19 protein-coding genes are annotated in these 17,920 nt (G+C 63.4%); 7 read left to right on the forward strand and 12 right to left on the reverse strand.

What is annotated here, in order from left to right; genetic code table 11:
- Window positions 1-3: 3 nt before the first annotated feature.
- The 3 genes from RA26_RS07540 (at window position 4) to RA26_RS07550 (ending at window position 2,592) form a co-directional block, all read left to right on the forward strand.
- Window positions 4-927, forward strand: a complete 924-nt coding sequence (locus tag RA26_RS07540) for a DMT family transporter (RefSeq protein ID WP_039182205.1) — start codon at window positions 4-6, stop codon at window positions 925-927.
- A 144-nt stretch (window positions 928-1,071) separates the two neighbouring features.
- A complete protein-coding gene (locus tag RA26_RS07545; protein WP_039182207.1) occupies window positions 1,072-1,752 on the forward strand; it encodes a sulfotransferase family 2 domain-containing protein in 681 nt (226 codons plus the stop codon).
- A 165-nt stretch (window positions 1,753-1,917) separates the two neighbouring features.
- Complete coding sequence (locus RA26_RS07550) at window positions 1,918-2,592, forward strand: Hint domain-containing protein (RefSeq protein WP_039182210.1); 675 nt, start codon at window positions 1,918-1,920, stop codon at window positions 2,590-2,592.
- Window positions 2,593-2,673: 81 nt separating this feature from the next.
- Here the strand turns inward: RA26_RS07550 and RA26_RS07555 are convergent, their stop codons facing one another.
- The 9 genes from RA26_RS07555 to RA26_RS07595 form a co-directional block, all read right to left on the reverse strand.
- Window positions 2,674-4,875 carry a 3-hydroxyacyl-CoA dehydrogenase NAD-binding domain-containing protein gene (locus tag RA26_RS07555; RefSeq protein WP_039182212.1) on the reverse strand — a complete coding sequence of 734 codons (2,202 nt, stop codon included), beginning with the start codon at window positions 4,873-4,875 and terminating at the stop codon, window positions 2,674-2,676.
- A complete protein-coding gene (locus RA26_RS07560) occupies window positions 4,872-5,357 on the reverse strand; it encodes a cupin domain-containing protein (protein ID WP_039182215.1) in 486 nt (161 codons plus the stop codon). The genes RA26_RS07555 and RA26_RS07560 overlap by 4 nt, the downstream gene beginning before the upstream one ends.
- Window positions 5,357-6,568: an acetyl-CoA C-acetyltransferase gene (locus RA26_RS07565; protein ID WP_039182219.1), complete on the reverse strand. Its 1,212-nt coding sequence runs from the start codon at window positions 6,566-6,568 to the stop codon at window positions 5,357-5,359. The genes RA26_RS07560 and RA26_RS07565 overlap by 1 nt, the downstream gene beginning before the upstream one ends.
- Window positions 6,569-6,578: 10 nt before the next feature.
- Window positions 6,579-7,211 carry a glutathione S-transferase family protein gene (locus tag RA26_RS07570; protein WP_039182220.1) on the reverse strand — a complete coding sequence of 211 codons (633 nt, stop codon included), beginning with the start codon at window positions 7,209-7,211 and terminating at the stop codon, window positions 6,579-6,581.
- A 277-nt stretch (window positions 7,212-7,488) separates the two neighbouring features.
- On the reverse strand, window positions 7,489-8,637 hold the full coding sequence (locus RA26_RS07575) for an acyl-CoA dehydrogenase family protein (RefSeq protein WP_039182222.1): 1,149 nt from the start codon (window positions 8,635-8,637) through the stop codon (window positions 7,489-7,491).
- A 28-nt stretch (window positions 8,638-8,665) separates the two neighbouring features.
- Entirely contained in the window at window positions 8,666-8,878 is a 213-nt protein-coding gene (locus tag RA26_RS07580) for a hypothetical protein (protein ID WP_019295796.1), read from the reverse strand.
- Window positions 8,879-8,951: 73 nt separating this feature from the next.
- Entirely contained in the window at window positions 8,952-10,733 is a 1,782-nt protein-coding gene (locus RA26_RS07585) for an acyl-CoA dehydrogenase C-terminal domain-containing protein (protein ID WP_039182226.1), read from the reverse strand.
- A gap of 73 nt (window positions 10,734-10,806) precedes the next feature.
- On the reverse strand, window positions 10,807-11,208 hold the full coding sequence (locus tag RA26_RS07590; RefSeq protein ID WP_029204772.1) for a MerR family transcriptional regulator: 402 nt from the start codon (window positions 11,206-11,208) through the stop codon (window positions 10,807-10,809).
- A gap of 285 nt (window positions 11,209-11,493) precedes the next feature.
- Complete coding sequence (locus RA26_RS07595; protein ID WP_019295799.1) at window positions 11,494-11,862, reverse strand: MerR family transcriptional regulator; 369 nt, start codon at window positions 11,860-11,862, stop codon at window positions 11,494-11,496.
- 124 nt (window positions 11,863-11,986) lie between these two features.
- Here RA26_RS07595 and RA26_RS07600 point away from each other — a divergent pair, with 124 nt between their 5' ends.
- The 3 genes from RA26_RS07600 to RA26_RS07610 are packed head-to-tail and all read left to right on the forward strand — an operon-like array spanning window position 11,987 to window position 14,250.
- Window positions 11,987-12,409: a PaaI family thioesterase gene (locus RA26_RS07600; protein WP_039183331.1), complete on the forward strand. Its 423-nt coding sequence runs from the start codon at window positions 11,987-11,989 to the stop codon at window positions 12,407-12,409.
- A complete protein-coding gene (locus RA26_RS07605; protein WP_039182227.1) occupies window positions 12,406-12,924 on the forward strand; it encodes a PaaI family thioesterase in 519 nt (172 codons plus the stop codon). The genes RA26_RS07600 and RA26_RS07605 overlap by 4 nt, the downstream gene beginning before the upstream one ends.
- 6 nt (window positions 12,925-12,930) lie before the next feature.
- Entirely contained in the window at window positions 12,931-14,250 is a 1,320-nt protein-coding gene (locus tag RA26_RS07610; RefSeq protein ID WP_039182230.1) for an MATE family efflux transporter, read from the forward strand.
- A gap of 36 nt (window positions 14,251-14,286) precedes the next feature.
- On the opposite strand, the gene arsC is transcribed toward RA26_RS07610, so the two are convergent.
- From arsC to RA26_RS07625, 3 genes are read right to left on the reverse strand one after another with little or no spacing between them, the layout of a single operon-like run.
- Window positions 14,287-14,628: an arsenate reductase (glutaredoxin) gene (gene arsC / locus RA26_RS07615; protein WP_039182231.1), complete on the reverse strand. Its 342-nt coding sequence runs from the start codon at window positions 14,626-14,628 to the stop codon at window positions 14,287-14,289.
- Entirely contained in the window at window positions 14,625-15,683 is a 1,059-nt protein-coding gene (locus tag RA26_RS07620) for a quinone-dependent dihydroorotate dehydrogenase (RefSeq protein WP_039182232.1), read from the reverse strand. Before RA26_RS07620 ends, arsC begins: the two co-directional genes overlap by 4 nt.
- The gene (locus RA26_RS07625; protein WP_039182235.1) at window positions 15,680-16,018 is read right to left on the reverse strand and encodes a DUF952 domain-containing protein; all 339 of its coding nucleotides are present in this window, start codon (window positions 16,016-16,018) and stop codon (window positions 15,680-15,682) included. The genes RA26_RS07620 and RA26_RS07625 overlap by 4 nt, the downstream gene beginning before the upstream one ends.
- A 162-nt stretch (window positions 16,019-16,180) precedes the next feature.
- On the opposite strand from RA26_RS07625, the gene RA26_RS07630 reads away from it, so the two are divergent.
- Window positions 16,181-17,761, forward strand: a complete 1,581-nt coding sequence (locus RA26_RS07630; protein WP_039182238.1) for a bifunctional metallophosphatase/5'-nucleotidase — start codon at window positions 16,181-16,183, stop codon at window positions 17,759-17,761.
- The last annotated feature ends 159 nt before the right edge of the window (window positions 17,762-17,920 follow it).

The following is a 17,920-nucleotide window of genomic DNA, read 5'->3' on the forward strand; positions in this document are numbered from 1 at the left end:
GGTATGAAACAAACAGCCGCACTCTCCGCCCCGGGTACCAGTCAGACCGCAGCCGCGCAGTCGATGCTGGCGGCAATGCTGATCATCGGCATCACCGACAACGCCGTGCCGCTGATGGCAGAGACCATCGGGCTGGGCCAGTTCTACCTGTTGCGCACATTTGTCGCACTGCCGTTCCTGTGGCTGATGGCGCGCGCCGGGCTGGGCGGGCTGCGCTGCCGCAACTTCGGCGCGGTACTGCTGCGCGCGGTGCTGGTGGCGGTGTCGATGGTGTTTTATTTCACCGCCGTGGCGCTGATGCCGATTGCCCAGGCGCTGGCCGGGCTGTTCACCTCGCCGATCCTGATTGTGGTGATTTCGGTACTGTTCCTCAGGATGCGGATCGGCTGGATCCGGGTCGGCGCGGTTCTGGGCGGCTTTGCCGGTGTGCTGATGGTGCTGCAGCCGGATCCCGCGGCCTTCAACTGGCTTATCCTGGTGCCGGTGGCGGGCGGGTTGTTCTATGCGCTCGGCTCACTGGCGACCGGGCTTTACTGCCAGGGTGAAAGCACGGTGGCGATGCTGTTCATCTACCTGCTGGTGCAAGGCGTGCTTGGCGCCCTGCTGCTTGCGGGGCTGGAGATCTGGCCGCAGGACGTGCCCGCGGGTGCCGACGGTTTTGCGGTCCGCGGCTGGGTCTGGCCGCTGTGGGACATTGCCCACCTGATCCTGCTGCAGGGCTGTGCGGCGGTGGGCGGTGTATTCCTGATCACCAAGGCCTACCAGCTGGGTGAGGCATCTTATGTCGCTGTCTTTGAATACTCGGTGATGATCGTCGGGCCGGGCGTCGCCTGGGCCTATTGGGGGCAGGCGCTGAACATCTGGCAGATGCTGGGCATTGGCCTGATCATCACGGCCGGCACCACCATCGCGCTGCGCTCGAAGTGAAGGGAAGGGGCGCTGCCCCTTTTGGCCCTGCGGGGCCAATTCACCCCGGAGTATTTGCGCAAAGGTGAACGGGCTTTCGGGGCGCTCAACGGAAGGCGCAATTCCTTCGTTTCCATGCGAAGATCAATATCCTAGGGTCAGCACATGATCCTGTCCCAAGGCCGCGGCTACGTATTCATCCACATCCCCAAGACCGGCGGCACCGCACTGGCGCTCGCGCTGGAGGCGCGCGCCATGGCGGATGACATGATGCTGGGGGATACGCCCAAGGCGCTGAAACGCCGCCGCCGCCTGAAGGATGCGGAGGCACGCGGGCGGCTGTGGAAACATTCGAGCCTGGCCGATATTGAGGGGCTGGTGCCGCAGGATATTCTGCGCGGTCTGTTTGCCTTCACGCTGGTGCGCAATCCCTGGGACCGCGCGGTCAGCTATTACCACTGGCTCCGGGAGCAGCGCTTTGCGCATCCGGCCATCGGGCTGGCGAAAACCCTGGAATTCCGGTCTTTTGTGCAGCACCCGGAAATCATCGCGGCGTTCCGCGGCAGCCCGGCGTCCTCTTACATGCGCCATGCGGACGGGGACGTGCAGTGCCAGCTCTATATCCGGCTGGAGCATTTCGAAACAGACGCGCAGCCGCTGTTTGATCACCTCGGGTTCCCGCTTGAGCTGCCTTTGGTGAACGAGAGCACCCGCAAGCGCGACTGGCGGATTTACTACGACGACGCCGCGGCGGATGCTGTGGCCAGCGCCTGCGCACAGGATATCGCGCAATTTGAATACTCTTTTAACGATTCTCACCTATCCAGAGAGCGTGAAGCGCGCTGAGTGCGCCTGGCCGGGGCCTAATCCGGCAAAGGTTCGGCGAATTGGCGCAGTAACGTGAACAATGTCCGTTTTTTGCCTTAGTTCCGTCCCATAAGTGGCAAGGAACAAGGAAAAAAATCGGACCGGCCGGCGGGATTCCTACCGTGCGGCAGGAAAGGAAAGCGGATGCTGGACTGGCTTCTGAAACGCACCAGCACCCCGGCAGGCGGGGTCATGAACAGCGGCTTTCCCCTGGTTCCGGCGGGCCAGGGCGGTTTTCTGGCAGGCACCCATGTGGCCTCCAACCTGGGCTGGCGGCCGGTGGAGGCTCTGACGCCCGGCGACAAGGTTCTGACCTTTGACCACGGCATGCAAACCGTGGTGGAACTGCAGCGGGAGATCATGATCCCGGCAGAGGGTGACCTGGACCCCGCCCGCTGCCCGCTGTTCGTGCCGCGCGATGCGCTGATGAACCGGGTGCCGATGTGGCTGATGCCGGATCAGGGGGTGCTTCTGGAAAGCGAACTGGTGGAAGATGCCCAAGGCGATCCCTTTGCCATCGTTCCTGCCTGCACGCTGGAAGGTTACCGCGGAATCCGCCGGATGCACCCTGGTGCCCAGCTGGAACTGGTGATGCCGCGGTTTGCGGAGGATCAGGTGATCTATCTGGAAGCCGGGATGCTGGGATATGCAGCGGCGCCGGCAAATCTGATGTGCGGCCGGGTTTTTGCGGAACAGGGCGCCTACCGTGTTCTGGATCCAAATGAAGCCCGCGGCCTGGTTCTGGCGATGATGGCTGAAGACTCGTTCTGGCCCGCAGGCCCTGCTGCCGGTGCTGATCAGCCCGGCATCTTCATGTAAGCATCAGCCTCCAACGCGCTGACTTCAAATAAAAAAGGCCAGCGCGCGGGCGCCGGCCTTTTCTCGTTTTGCGGAGCGGAGTCAGGCCGCTGCGGACGTTTCCGGTGCAAAGCGGGTGTAGAAGCTCTGGCCCTTTTCCGCCATTTCGCGCAGCAATGCCGGGCAGGCGAAGCGGTCGCCGAACTGCTCTGTAAGGCTGTCGCAGCGCTCTGCCGCATAGGGCGTGCCGAGAATGTCCAGCCAGCTGAGCGGACCGCCGGACCACGGCGCAAAGCCCCAGGCCAGAATGGCACCGACGTCGCCCTCGCGGATGTCCATCAGCACGCCTTCCTCCAGTGCCCGCACGGCCTCGAGTACCTGAGCGAACATCAGCCGCTCCTGCACCTGGATCAGGTCGGGCTGTTCCGCGGCCAGCGGGTACTTCGCCTGCAGGCCTTTCCAGTATTCGACACGCTTGCCCTTGTCGTCGTACTCGAAGAAGCCTGCGTTCGACTTGCGCCCCAGACGGCCCTGTTCCTCCATCCAGAAGATCAGGTCATCTGCCGGACTCTCCGGATACGCATCGCCCATCGCCGCCTTGGTGGCGCGGGCAATCTTGGCGCCCAGATCGATTGAGGTCTCATCGGTCAGCTGCACCGGTCCCACCGGGAAGCCCAGCTGCCGTGCCGCGTTGTCGATCAGCACCGGGCTGACACCCTCGGTGATCATCCGCAGACCCTCGTTGATGTAGGGCAGGATGCAGCGGTTGGCGTAGAAGAAGCGCGCATCGTTCACCACAATCGGCGTCTTGCGGATCTGGCGCACATAATCCAGCGCCTTGGCCACCGCACGGTCGCCGGTTTCCTTGCCCTTGATGATCTCCACCAGGAACATCTTCTCAACCGGCGAGAAGAAGTGGATGCCGATGAACTGCTCCGGACGGCTTGATGCCTTGGCCAGCTCGGTGATCGGCAGGGTAGAGGTGTTGGAGGCAAAAATGCAGTCCTCCGGGATGATGGCCTCGACCTTTTGGGTCATCTCGGCTTTGACGCCCGGGTCCTCGAACACGGCTTCGATGATCAGATCGCAACCCTTCAGCGCGTCCAGATCCGGGGTGGCGATGATCTGCGCCAGCAGGGCCTCTTTCTTCTCTTCGGTTGCCTTGCCGCGCTTGATGCCCTTGTCCATGTAGGCGGCGGAATAGGCCTTGCCCTTGTCCGCGGCGTCCCGGTCACGGTCGATCAGCACCACCTCCATACCGGCCTGAGCCGAGACCAGCGCGATGCCCGCGCCCATCATGCCCGCACCCAGCACGCCGATCTTCTTCACCGATTGATCCGGCACATCCTTGGGCCGCACCGCGCCTTTTTCCAGCGCCTGCTTGTTCAGGAACAGGCTGCGGATCATCGCAGAGGACGACGGGTTCATCAAGACGGACGTAAAGTGCCGGGCTTCGATCTTCAGCGCGGTGTCGAAATCGACCAGCGCGCCCTCGTAGATCGAGCTGAGCAGTGCCTTGGCCGCCGGGAAGGCGCCCTGGGTCTTGCCGTGCACCATGGCGGAGGCGCCGACAAAGGTCATGAAGCCCGCGGGATGGTACGGCGCGCCGCCCGGCATCTTGTAGCCCTTGGCGTCCCAGGGCTTCACCAGATCTGCGTCCTTGGCGTTCAGCACCCATTCCTTGGCCGCGGCCAGCGCATCATCCGCAACCGCGTCGATCAGCTGCGCGCCCTTGGCTTTCTTCGGATCCATCATCTTGCCTTCCAGCAGGACAGGGGCCGCCGCCATCGCGCCGACCATGCGGGAATAGCGCATGGTGCCGCCGCCGCCAGGGAAGATGCCGATCATGATCTCCGGCAGGCCGATCTTGGCCTTGGGGTTGGAGGTCATCACCCGGTGATGGCAAGCCAGCGCAATTTCCGTGCCGATGCCGGCGCAGGTGCCGTTGATCGCACAGGCCACCGGCTTGCCGCCCTTCTTGGTCTTGGGGTCCATGCCCGCCAGCTCCAGCTTGCGCAGAATGCGGTGGCCGCCCATGGTGAAGTCGAACAGGCCCTGGGCCGGGTTGTCGCCCGACTCCTCGCGGATGGTGGCCAGCACATTCAGATCCATGCCGCCGGCAAAGTCCTTTTTGCCGCTGGTGATCACGATGCCCTTCACGGCATCGTCCTCCAGCGCCCGGTCCACGTATTCCTCCACCAGGCCAAAGGCCTCGCGGGTGAGGACGTTCATGGACTTGCCTTCCGCGTCCCAGGTGATGATTGCGACGCCGTCTGCGTCCACGTCGTATTTGAAATCGCTCATGTGTCTTCTCCGGTCTGGTCAGCCGTCAGCGGGCTGCCGTCCTTGCGGGTAAAGGTGAACTCGCCGCTTGCGAATTTCACCATCATGTCCAAATCGCTGTAATAGCCGGTCTCGGTCGGGGTGCGGGTTCCCACCACCAGAAATGCCGCTGGCTTGTCCGAGCGGTTCACCAGATGGTGGCCGTTCTCCTCGCCCGCCGGGAATGCTGCGCAGTCTCCGGGCATCATCTCATGCGCACCCTGATCGTCGATCAGGGTGCAGGTGCCCTCGGTCACCATCAGGAACTCGTCCTGCTCCATATGGTAATGGCGCAAGGAAGAGGCCGCACCGGGCGCCAGCCGCACGATGTTGACGCCGAACTGGCTGAGCCCGCCGGGGTCGCCCAGCGGCTGCACGCTGCGGCCCTCACAGGCCTCGGCCAGCTTGCCGGGGTAGCCCGATCCGGTCCGCCAGGGCAGTTGGGAAAGGTCCAGCTTCGGCATCAGACGCGCTCGATGATGGTTGCGGCGCCCATGCCCGATGCGATGCACAGGGTGGCGAGACCCATTTCCTTGTCCTGCCGCTCCAGCTCATCCAGCAGGGTGCCGATGATGATCGCGCCGGTGGCGCCCAGCGGGTGGCCCATGGCGATGGAGCCGCCGTTGACGTTCACCAGTTCCGGATCGACATCGAAGGCCTGCTGGAAGCGCATCACGACAGAGGCGAAGGCTTCGTTCACCTCGAACAGGTCCAGGTCGCTGATTTGCATGCCGTTGTCGGCCAGGATCTTCTCGGTCACCGGCACAGGGCCGGTCAGCATGATGGTGGGATCGGTGCCGATCTTGGCGGTGGCCTTGATTCGGGCGCGCGGTTTCAGGCCGTGGCGCTCACCGAACTCCTTGTTACCGATCAGCAGCGCCGCAGCACCGTCCACGATGCCAGAGGAGTTGCCCGCATGGTGGATGTGGTTGATCCGCTCCAGATGCGGGTATTTCAGCATCGCGACCTTATCAAAGCCCGGCATCTGCTCGCCCATCATCTGGAAGGCCGGGTTCAGCGAGCCAAGCGCCTGCATGTCGGTGCCGGGGCGCATGTATTCGTCGTGGTCCAGGATCGGCAGGCCGTTCTGATCCCGCACGGTAATCACCGACTTCTCGAAACGCTTCTCTTCCCAGGCCTTGGCGGCCCGGCGCTGGCTCTCCATTGCCAGTGCGTCGGCCTGATCGCGGGTGAAACCGTACTCGGTTGCGATGATATCTGCCGAAATACCCTGCGGCACGAAATAGGTCTCCATCGCGAGACTCGGATCCACCGCAATCGCTGCGCCGTCCGACCCCATGGCCACCCGGCCCATCATCTCGACACCGCCCGCGATATAGGCATCGCCCGCGCCGCCTTTCACCTGGTTTGCCGCCAGGTTCACCGCCTCCATGCCGGAGGCGCAGAAGCGGTTGATGGCGAGACCCGGGATGCGTTCATCCAGGTCAGACGCCAGCACGGCAGAGCGCGCCAGGCAGCCGCCCTGTTCCATCACCTGGGTCACGTTGCCCCAGATCACGTCTTCGACCGCGTGGCCCTCAAGGTTGTTGCGCTCCTTGATCGCGTTCAGGGTCAGGGCGGAGAGGCGGACCGAGGTCACCTCATGCAAGCTACCGTCCTTGCGTCCCTTGCCGCGCGGGGTGCGCAGCGCGTCATAGATATATGCGTCTGTCATCTTGCTCTCCTCAGGCCCGGTCCGACGGGTTGCCGGGCATCAAATCATAGGGGTGTTTCCAGCCGGGCTGCGCGCTGATGCGGGTGAGCCAGGCGTCGATATTGGGCCAGTCGGCCCGGTCGAAGCCGAAGGGTTCGGGGTAATAGAGGTAGCTGCAGCAGCTGATGTCGGCATTGGTGAGACCATCGCCCACGATCCACTCGCGGCCCTCCAGATGGTGTTCCAGCGTGGTATAGGCAGCCTTCAGGCGGCCTTGCATGAAGCTGATGACTTCCTGCGAACGGTGCTGTTCCGGCAGGAAGTTGATAAGAAACCGGGTCAACCCGGCCTGGCTGGACATCTTGTGATTGTCCCACAGCACCCAGCGCAGCACCTCGTATTTATCCTCGGGGCGGCCGCCGAACTTGCCGGTCTTGTCAGTGATGTACTGCTGGATCGCGCCCGACTGGCTGAGTGTTACGTCCCCGTCTACCAGAACCGGCGCCTCGGCCATGGCAGAGAATTCCCGGAACTCCGGCGTGCGAGCCGCGCCGCCGAAGAAATCGACAAAGACCGGTTCCCAGTCCAGCCCGGCCAGCTCCAGCGCCAGCGCGGCTTTGTAGGAGTTACCGCTTTCGCCAAAGCAATGCAGTTTGATTGTCATTTGTTGCTCCCTGTTTCGGATGGCGGAGCGGGGGTTTCACACCCCCGCACCCCCGTGGAGTATTTTTGGAAAGATGATGGGGCATTAACCCGCCTCATCGCTCCATTTGTTACCTTGGGCTTGCGGTACAGGCTGGAGAGCCGATGGCCGTGAAAGGTGAAAACGCCTCTGCCCGTTTGGCGAAAGCCAGGGGCAGGGGCACTGCCTTTGCTTCATCTTTCCCCAAATACTCAAAATCCATCATCTGCCTCCCGCGGTCCCGCCGCGGCCCTTGCGCCTACAGCGACCGCGCAATCAGCTCCTTCATGATTTCATTGGTGCCGCCATAGATCCGCTGCACCCGGGCATCGGCCCACATTTCACCCACCGCGTATTCCTGCATGTAGCCATATCCGCCATGGAGCTGCAGGCATTCGTCCAGCACCTCTCCTTGCGTGTCGGTGATCCAGTATTTCGCCATTGCCGCCTTTTCGACTGTCAGCTTGCCCTGCAGGTGTTCGGCGATGCATTCGTCCAGGAAAGCGCGCGCGACCTTGGTCTTGGTCAGGCACTCGGCCAGCTTGAAGCGGGTGTTCTGGAATTGCGTCAGCGGCCCGCCAAAGGCCTCGCGCTCCTTGCAGTAGGCCACAGTGCGTTCAACCGCGCCTTCCATCGCGCCGACCGCGCCGCAGGCGATGATCAGCCGCTCCTGTGGCAGCTGCTGCATCATCTGGTAGAACCCCTGGCCCTCGGCGCCGCCCAGGATGTTTTCCGGCGGGATCTCCACATCGCTGAAGAACAGCTCCGACGTGTCCGCCGCATGGCAGCCGATCTTGTCGAGGTTGCGGCCGCGGCTGAAGCCCTCGGCGCCATCGGTCTCCACTGCCACCAGCGACACGCCCTTGGCGCCTTGGGACGGGTCGGTTTTGGCCGCCACCAGGATCAGGTTGGCGTGCTGGCCATTGGTGATGAAGGTCTTCTGGCCCGACAGCCGGTAGGCATTTCCGTCTTTCACCGCCTTGGTCTTGATCGCCTGCACGTCGGAACCGGTGGAGGGTTCGGTCATTGCCAGCGCGCCAACCAGTTCGCCGCTCACCATCTTCGGCAGCCAGCGCGCTTTTTGCTCCTCGGTGCCATAGGCCAGAATGTAATGCGCCACGATGCCGGAATGAATGCCATTGCCCCAGCTGGCCAGATTGGCGCGGCTGCCTTCCATCAGGATCACCGCCTCATGGCCGAAATCGCCGCCGGCGCCGCCGTAGCCTTCCGGGATCGAGGGGCAGAGAAGGCCCAGCTCGCCGGCTTGATTCCAGGTCTCCCGGTCCATCAGGCCCTGCTTGCGCCAGGTTTCGAACTTGGGGGTCCATTCATTGGTGATGAACTGGGCGGTCATCTCCCCAAGCATCTGGTGCTCTTCCGTCATCCATGCGGAGTGCGTGCTGGTCATCTTGCTCCCTTCGGCCCGTTAGCGGGCCTTATCTCTTGCGGGCCTCCAGCTCGGCGTTGAACAGCCGCAGCCGGTGGCTCAGGTTCTCGTAGTCCGTCACGCTGTCGAAGTTCTCGAACAGGAATGACAGCGCTTCTCCCTCGTCCAGCCCCGCCTCCTGGGCGAACTTCTTCAGCCTGCGGTAGCCGTCCTCCGTCATTGCGATCGGCAGGCGGCGGGTCAGGCGGAAACGTTTCGGCATCTTGCGGTCCTTTGTGTGTCAAAGCACCGGCCGGGGCAGAACCGGGCGCCCCGCGAGGGGACGCCCGCAGGCATCAGAAGGCGTCCGCGTCCAGCGCCATCACCGTGTCGGCGCCGCTTTCGATGCGGGCCAGGTGCAGCTTGGTCGCGGGCAGCCGCCGTGCCATGTAGTACCGGCCGGTTGCGAGTTTCGTCTCATAGAACGCCGCGTCTTGCGTCCCGGCGTCAAGCGCTTCCTGCGCCGCCTTGCCCATCTTGGCCCACATCAGGCCCAGGCAGACCTGGCCGAACAGATGCATGAAGTCGTAAGACCCCGCCAGCGCATGGTTCGGGTTCTTCATGCCGCTTTGCATGAAGAACATGCCGGCGGCCTGCAGATCCTTGGAGGCTGCCTGCAGGGGCTTGATGAAGTCCTTGGTGAAAGCCTCTGAAATCTCTTTGTTTTCCTGGCAGAACGTCTTCACCATATCAAAGAACGCGAGAACGTATTTGCCGCCGTGCTGCCCCAGCTTGCGGCCCACCAGATCCAGCGCCTGCACGCCGTTGGCACCCTCGTAGATCATCGCGATGCGGGCGTCGCGGGTGTATTGCGACATGCCCCATTCCTCGATGTAGCCATGGCCGCCATAGACCTGCTGTGCCTGCACGGTCATGTCATAGCCCTGGTCGGTCAGGAAGCCTTTGATCACCGGCGTCATCAGCGAGATCAGCCCGTCCGCATCCTTGTCGCCAGCGCGGTGCGCCTGGTCGATCAGGGTGGCACCCCACAAGAGGAACGCGCGCGCGCCCTCGGCAAAGCTTTTCTGATCCATCAGCGAACGGCGGATATCCGGGTGCACGATCAGCGGATCCGCCGGGCCGTCCGGGTTCTTGGTGCCGGTCACATCGCGGCCCTGCAGCCGGTCCTTGGCGTATTCCAGCGCGTTCTGATAGGCGGCCTCGGCCTGCGCCAGGCCCTGCATGCCGACGCCCAGGCGGGCCTCGTTCATCATGGTGAACATGGCGCGCATGCCCTTGTGCTCCTCACCCAGAAGCCAGCCGGTCGCGCCGTCATAGTTCATCACGCAGGTGGAGTTGCCGTGGATGCCCATCTTCTCCTCGATCTTGCCGACCGAGACTCCGTTGCGCTCGCCCAGGCTGCCGTCCGCGTTCACCAGGAACTTGGGCACGATGAACAGGCTGACACCCTTGATGCCCTCTGGGCCGCCGGGGATCTTGGCCAGCACCAGATGCACGATGTTCTCCGCCATGTCGTGATCGCCGGAGGAGATGAAGATCTTCTGCCCGGAAATTTTGAAGCTGCCGTCACCTTGCGGTTCCGCCTTGGTGCGCATCAGGCCCAGGTCGGTGCCGCAATGCGGTTCGGTCAGGTTCATGGTGCCGGTCCACTGGCAGCTGACCATGTTGGGCAGATAGGTGGCCTTCTGCTCGTCGGTGCCGTGCGCCAGGATCGCCGAAGCGGCGCCGTGGGTCAGGCCCTGGTACATGGTGAAGGCCTGGTTTGCGGCGGAGAAGAACTCGCCCACTGCAGTGCCCATCACATAGGGCATGTTCTGGCCGCCGAATTCTTCCGGCATGTCCAGCCCGGTCCAGCCGCCTTCCTTCACCTGTTCGAAGGCTTCCAGGAAACCCTTGGGGGTGTAGACCACGCCGTTTTCCAGGCGGCAGCCCTCCTGGTCGCCCACCGTGTTCAGCGGGTGCAGCACTTCGCTGGCGATCTTGCCCGCTTCTTCCAGCACGGCGCCGGTGAAATCCGGTTCCAGCTCATTGTATCCGGGGATGTCCTGGCCGGAGACCTTCAGCACGTCGTGCAGGATGAACTGGGCGTCTTTGGCGGGGGCTCGATAGGAAGGCATTGCGGTCCTCTTCAGGGTCTTGGTGATCGTGGTCTATGCCGGGCAGGCCGGCGGGAAAGGGCGAGGCGGCGGCCTATTCGGCCGCCTCCTGCTTGGCCTTCATCGAGGCGATCATCTTCTCGCCCCAGGCCAGTTGGTCCTTCAGGTCCTCGATTGCCTCGGTCAGTTCCTCGCGCTGGCGCTCCATATCGGCGAGCCGGTCACGCGCGACCTCATAGGTCTTGGTGAGCTGGGTCACCTGCTGGTCGCCGACGTGGTACAGTTCCAGCAACTGGCGGATTTCCTCCAGGCTGAACCCGAACCGCTTGCCGCGCAGGATCAGCTTCAGCCGGGCGCGGTCGCGTTTGGTGAACAGCCGCTTCTGGCCGTCTCGGATCGGGAACAGCAGTTCCTTGGCTTCGTAGAACCGGAGTGTGCGGGGCGTCACGTCAAAGGCCTCGCACATCTCGCGGATGGTCATGGTTTCTTCGGTCATCATCGTCACTCTTACGGCTTGGTGCAGCCCCAAGCTGTGCGCAGTTCGGATTCCGATCAAGACTGACTTTACGTTTACGTAAGTTGTACGTTGCGTCACTTTGTGAGGTGTTACGGGTTCGTAAAGCGCACATAAAGTGACGTAACGTTATGTGCCGGGATGCGGTCCGCACGCGGGTTTTGGAGACGGATCGGACCTGGAACCCGGCGAATCCGGCTGCGAAGTCAGCAAAAGAAAAACCCCGCCACAAGGACGGGGTTCAAATACCGGAAAGATGTGCTGGCCCTATTTCAGCAGTGCCCGGGTGCTTTCCCGAAGTTCGCTCAGCTCTTCAATCGCCTCATTGATCTGCTCGCGCTGCTTCTCCAGCTCCACCAGCTGCCGATCGGCCATTTCCATGAACGCATGGTTCTGGGCGTCGTTGCCTTCTTTTTCATAGATCAGCAGCCACTGGCGGATCTCTTCCAGCTGAAAGCCGAACTTGCGCCCGCGCAGGATCAGCTTCATCCGGGCACGCTCACGTGCACCGTAAAAGCGTGACCGGCCTTCGCGGTCCGGCTGCAAGAGTTCGATGTATTCATAGTAGCGCAGCGTCCGCGGCGTGACCTCGAACTCAGCGCACATTTCCTTGAATGACAATCTTTTGTCGGTCATCCGTCGTCTCCCTTGCCGGGAACCTATGCACTTGCAGCGAACGTTGCAACCTCCGCGGCGGCACACTTGCGCTTTTGCCGGGGCAGGGCCAAAGATGGGGGCAGAGATTTCAAAGGACAGCCACATGGCCGACAAGACCGAGCTCGCGCGCCAGTTCATCGAAGCGATCCCCCATGCCAAGCAATTGGGAATGAAGCTAACAGAGATCGGCGACGGCACTGCCGAGATCCGCATGGCCTATGACGAAAAGCTGATCGGCGATCCTGCCACCGGCGTTATTCACGGCGGCGCGGTTTCCGCCCTGATGGACACATGCTGCGGTGCAGCGGTAATGAGCCACCCATCCGCCCCGGGCGGCACTGCCACCATCGACCTGCGCATCGACTACATGCGCCCGGCCACACCGGGGCAGGCGATCACAACCCGCGCCACCTGCCACCACATCACCCGCACCGTCGCCTTTGTCCGCGCCGTGGCGATGGACGAGGACACCGACCGCCCTGTCGCCACCGCCTCTGGCGCCTTTACCGTGGAGAAGAAGTTTTGAGCCGCCCCCGTCCCGAACCTATCCAGGTGGTCAAGCAGCGCCGTGATGCAGCCCTGTCGGCGCTGGTCGACTCGGTGCCTTACATCCGCTTTCTGAACGTGACCTTCGAACGCCGCGGTGACGAGCTGACAGCGGTGCTGAATTTCGACGACAAGCTGATCGGCAACCCCTTCCTGCCTGCTATCCACGGCGGGGTGACGGCGGCGTTCCTAGAAATCACCGCGATGATCACGCTCAACTGGTCGCACTTATGGCAGCGGATCGAAAACGGCGATCTGGACCCGGCGGAGATGGCCAAGGGCAACTTGCCGCGCCAGCCCAAGACGATTGATTTCACTGTCGACTACCTGCGCTCCGGCCTGCCGCGCGACGCCTATGCGCGCGCCCGGGTGAACCGTTCAGGGCGCCGCTATGCCTCGGTGCATGTGGAGGCTTGGCAGGACCATAAGGACAAGCTCTTTGCTCAGGCCACCGGCCATTTCCTGATGCCGCAGGACAATAACGGCGAAGGCTGAACACTCATGGCCAATGCGGACACGGACATCACCCACAAACGGGTGCTGACGATCGCTTTGCCGATTGTTCTGTCAAACGCCACGGTGCCCATTCTGGGCGCCGTCGACACCGGTGTGGTTGGCCAGATGGGCGAGGCCGCGCCGATTGGCGCAGTGGGCATCGGCGCGGTGATCCTTGCGACGATCTACTGGATCTTCGGCTTCCTGCGGATGGGCACGACCGGGCTGGCCGCGCAGGCGCGCGGGGCAGGGGACTGGGGGGAAACCGGTGCCCTGCTGATGCGCGGGCTGCTCTTGGCCTTTGCCGCCGGCGCTGTCTTCATCATCGCGCAAGGCGCGGTGTTCTGGGGTGCCTTTGCGCTGGCACCCGCCAGTGCCGAGGTCGAAAGCCTGGCCCGCGATTACCTGCAGATCCGCATCTGGGGGGCACCCGCCACCATCGCGCTCTATGCGGTCACCGGCTGGCTGATTGCGGTGGAGCGCACCCGCGGCGTGTTCCTGCTGCAGGTCTGGATGAACGGGCTGAACATCGCGCTGGACCTGTGGTTCGTGCTGGGCCTTGGCTGGGGCGTGGAGGGTGTTGCCATTGCCACGCTGATCGCGGAATGGAGCGGGCTGGCGCTGGGGCTGTACCTGTGCCGCGATGCCTTTGCCGGCGACCAATGGCGCGACTGGGCGCGGGTGTTTGACCCGGCGCGGCTCAAACGGATGATGCAGGTGAACGGCGACATTATGGTGCGCTCGGTGCTGCTTACCGGCTCCTTCACCACCTTTCTGTTCATCGGCTCCGGCATCGGCGACGTGAACCTCGCTGCCAACCAGATCCTGCTGCAATTTGTCGAGATCACCGCCTTTGCACTCGATGGATTCGCCTTCTCTGCGGAGGCTTTGGTGGGCGGTGCCGTCGGGGCCAAGGCGCGGACCCGCGTGCGCCGGGCTGCCGTGGTGACGTCGCAATGGGGTGCGGGCGGTGCAGTCCTGCTGGGCATCACCTTTGCTGCCGGAGGTCCCTGGCTGATCGACCTCATGTCCACGTCGCCGGAAGTCCGCGAGGCGGGGCGGGTGTTCCTGGTCTGGGCCGCGGTGCTGCCAATCCTCAGCGTGGCCAGTTACATGTTCGACGGCATCTACATCGGCGCCACCTGGACACGCGATATGCGGTGGGCAATGCTGCAATCGGTGGCGATCTATGTGGCGGCGCTGCTGCTGCTGGTGCCGGCCTTTGGCAATCACGGATTGTGGGCGGCGCTGATCGTCCTGAACATCGCCCGCGGCGTGACGCTGGGCTTGCGCTACCCGAGGCTGGAGGCACAGGTCGGCGCCTGACTTGTTTAGGCGGGCCAGTATGCCCGCCACCATGTCCTACAGCAGTGATTCAATCGCTTCGGTCGGGCGGCCGATCACGGCTTTGCCGTCCTCGATCGCAATCGGGCGCTCTATCAGGATCGGATGCGCGGCCATTGCCGCCAGCAAATCTTCCTCGGCGCTGTCTTTGCTCAGGCCCAGCTCCTTGAAGACCTTCTCGCCGGTCCGCATCATCTCAACCGCGGACACACCAAGTGCGGCCTGCACCGCCTTTAGCTCTTCGACAGAAGGGGCATCTTCCAGATAGACGCGCGTTTGCACCTCTGCGCCGCGCTCCTCGATCAGCGCAAGGCCTGCGCGGGATTTTGAGCATTTCGGGTAATGCCAATAAGTGATCACAGCCAATCCTTCCGTTTGGTTCCAACCGCTTGCGCGACGTTGTCGAACCCGTCGCGGGCAAGCAATTCATCCAGGCCGCGGGCAATGTCCCCGGCCAGCGACAGCCCGCCATAAACCATCGCGGTGTAGAACTGCACGGCTGAGGCCCCGGCGCAGATCTTGGCATAGGCCTGTTCCGCGGTGCTGATGCCGCCGACGCCGACCAGCGGCACCTTGCCATCCAGCAGCTCCGACAGCTGTGCCAGAACCCGGGTGGACTTTTCAAACAGCGGCGCGCCGGACAGACCGCCTGCCTCGTCCTTGTGGGGGCTCTGCAGCCCGTCGCGCGACAGGGTGGTGTTGGTGGCAATCACCGCGTCGATGCCGGTTTCCAGCGCGACGGCGGCAATATCCTCGATCCCCGCACGGTCCAGATCCGGTGCGATCTTCAGGAACACCGGCACCCGGCGGCTGAGGCCCTCGCGGGTTTCGATGACGCCCGCCAGCAGCGCCGACAGCGCCGCCTTGCCCTGCAGGTCGCGCAGTTTCTCGGTGTTGGGGGAGGACACGTTGACGGTGGCAAAGTCCAGATGCGCACCGCAATGGGCCAGCACCTTGGCGAAATCGGCGGCGCGGTCTTCGCTGTCCTTGTTGGCGCCGAGGTTCAACCCGATGACCGCATCGCGCGGGCGCTGCGCCAGACGCGCTCCGATGGCCTCCATGCCCTCGTTGTTGAAGCCGAAGCGGTTGATCGCGGCCTTGTCCTCGGTCAGGCGGAACAGGCGCGGCTTGGGGTTGCCGGGCTGCGGGCGGGGCGTTGCCGCGCCAACTTCGATGAAGCCGAAGCCGGAATTTGAAAGCGGCGCCAAGGCTTCGGCGTTCTTGTCATAGCCTGCAGCAAGGCCCACCGGGTTCGGCAGATCAATCCCCGCCAAGGTGGTCTTCAGCCGGGCGGATGTCACCGGGCCCGGGGCAGGGGCCAGCCCCATGGTCAGCGCCTTCACCGACAACCCATGCGCCGCCTCCGGATCGATCCGGTGCATGGCGGCTAGCGCGAGTTTCTCTGTCAGCTTCATGCCATTTCCTCCGGGAACTGATGGGTGCCCTCGACCAGCGGCAGCGGCTTGGCCCAGACCACGTCCGGCATGCGGATATTGCGGTAGAGATGCGGGAATTCGGCGCCGCCGCGGGACACTTCCCACTTCAGGTCCGCGCCCATTGCATCTGCGTCACAGGCCAGCAGGGTCAGCCCCTCGGCACCAGCGAAATGCTTGGCCGCGGTTTCCGCCGCCTGGGTGGCGGTGGAGAAATGGACGTAGCCGTCCGCAACATCAATCGGCGCGCCGCTGGTCTCGCCCGCGGCCTGCAGCGCGGCCCATTCGTCCGCCCGGAAAATCTTGTAAATCAGCATATCGGCCTGATGCCCTGCGTTGGCAGATGAATCAAGGGGGATTGGCGGCAGCACCTGTGCAAAGCTGACGCAAGGGGAGGCGGCGGCGCAGCTTTTCCCCTTTGACCGGCGCGGGGTTTGGGCGCAGGCTCCTCTTAAAACAGAACAACGGGAGCGCTCCTCATGATTGCACGCATTCTCACACCGGTTGCAGCCCTGGCCCTGATCGCGGGCAGCGCGGCGGCGGAGTACAAGCTGACCATCCTGCACACCAACGATTTCCATTCGCGGTTTGAGCCGATCAACAAATACGACAGCACCTGCGACTCTGAGGATCAGGCTGAGGGCAAGTGCTTTGGCGGCACCGCGCGGCTGGTGACGGCGATTGCCGATGCCCGCGCGCGGGCTGAGAATGCGATCCTGGTGGACGGCGGCGACCAGTTCCAGGGCTCGCTGTTTTATACCTATTACAAGGGTAAGGCCGCGGCGGAGTTCATGACCAAGCTGGGCTATGACGGGATGACCGTCGGCAACCATGAGTTCGACGACGGGCCGGAGGTGCTGCGCGGGTTCATGGATGCGGTGGGCTTTCCGGTCCTGATGTCGAATGCGGATGTGTCGCAGGAGCCGGCGCTGGAGGATGTGCTGAGAAAATCCACGGTGATCGAGCGCGGCGGCGAGAAGATTGGCCTGATCGGCCTGACGCCGGAGGATACGCACGAGCTGGCAAGCCCTGGCAAGAACGTGCAGTTCTCCGATCCCGTGGCGGCGGTGCAGGCGGAGGTCGACAGGCTGACTGCTGAGGGCGTGAACAAGATCGTGGTCCTCAGCCATTCCGGCTATGGCGTCGACCAGCGGGTGGCGGCGGAAACCACCGGCGTGGATGTGATCGTTGGCGGCCATTCCAACACCTATCTGTCCAACACCTCGGAGAAGGCTGCAGGGCCGTATCCGACCGTGGTGAACGGGGTGCAGATCGTGCAGGCCTATGCCTATGGCAAGTTCCTGGGCGAGCTGATTGTGACATTTGACGATGCAGGCAAAGTTGTCAGCGCCTCAGGCGAGCCGCTGATCATGGATGCTCGAGTTGCGGAAGATGATGCCACCCTCAGCAGGATTGCTGAACTGGCCCAGCCGCTGGACGAGATCCGCAACAAAGTGGTGGCAGAGGCCGCAGAACCCATCGAAGGCAGCCGTGATGTGTGCCGGGTGCAGGAGTGTCCGATGGGCAATCTGGTGGCCGATGCAATGCTCGACCGGGTGAAGGATCAGGGCGTGACCATCGCCATTGCCAACTCCGGCGGTATCCGGGCGAGCCTGGATGCAGGCGAGGTCACCATGGGCGAGGTGCTGACCATCCTGCCGTTCCAGAACACGCTCTCGACGTTCCAGATCGACGGCAAGACGCTGGTCGCGGCGCTGGAGAATGGTGTCAGCCAGGTGGAGGATGTCAAAGGCCGCTTCCCGCAGGTGGCGGGGCTCAAGTTCAGCTGGGACAGCTCAGCTGCGCCGAATGCGGGCCGCGTCACCGAGGTGATGGTGGCAGAGGGCGAGAGCTTTGTGCCCATCGACCCGGCCAAGACCTATGTGGTTGTCACCAACGATTACGTCCGCAATGGCGGCGACGGCTATGCGATGTTCGCGGGCGACGACAAGAACGCCTATGACTTTGGTCCCGACCTGGCGGATGTGCTGGCGGAATACCTGGCTGCCCAAGGCCCCTATACGCCCTATACCGACGGGCGGATTTCGCAGGTGAAATAGGCCGCGGCACACAGGTCCGGACCGGACCGAATGTTTCGCGCGCGAAACATTCGGGCAGGAGGGCTGCCGCATTTTCTTTAAGCATCCTTCACCTTCGCCACCGGTTTGTTAACGGAATGGCGGGGGCTTTCACGCCGCTTGCGCACATGGCAGAATGGG

This window comes from Leisingera sp. ANG-M7 (assembly GCF_000813965.1).
Classification (GTDB): Bacteria; Pseudomonadota; Alphaproteobacteria; order Rhodobacterales; family Rhodobacteraceae; genus Leisingera.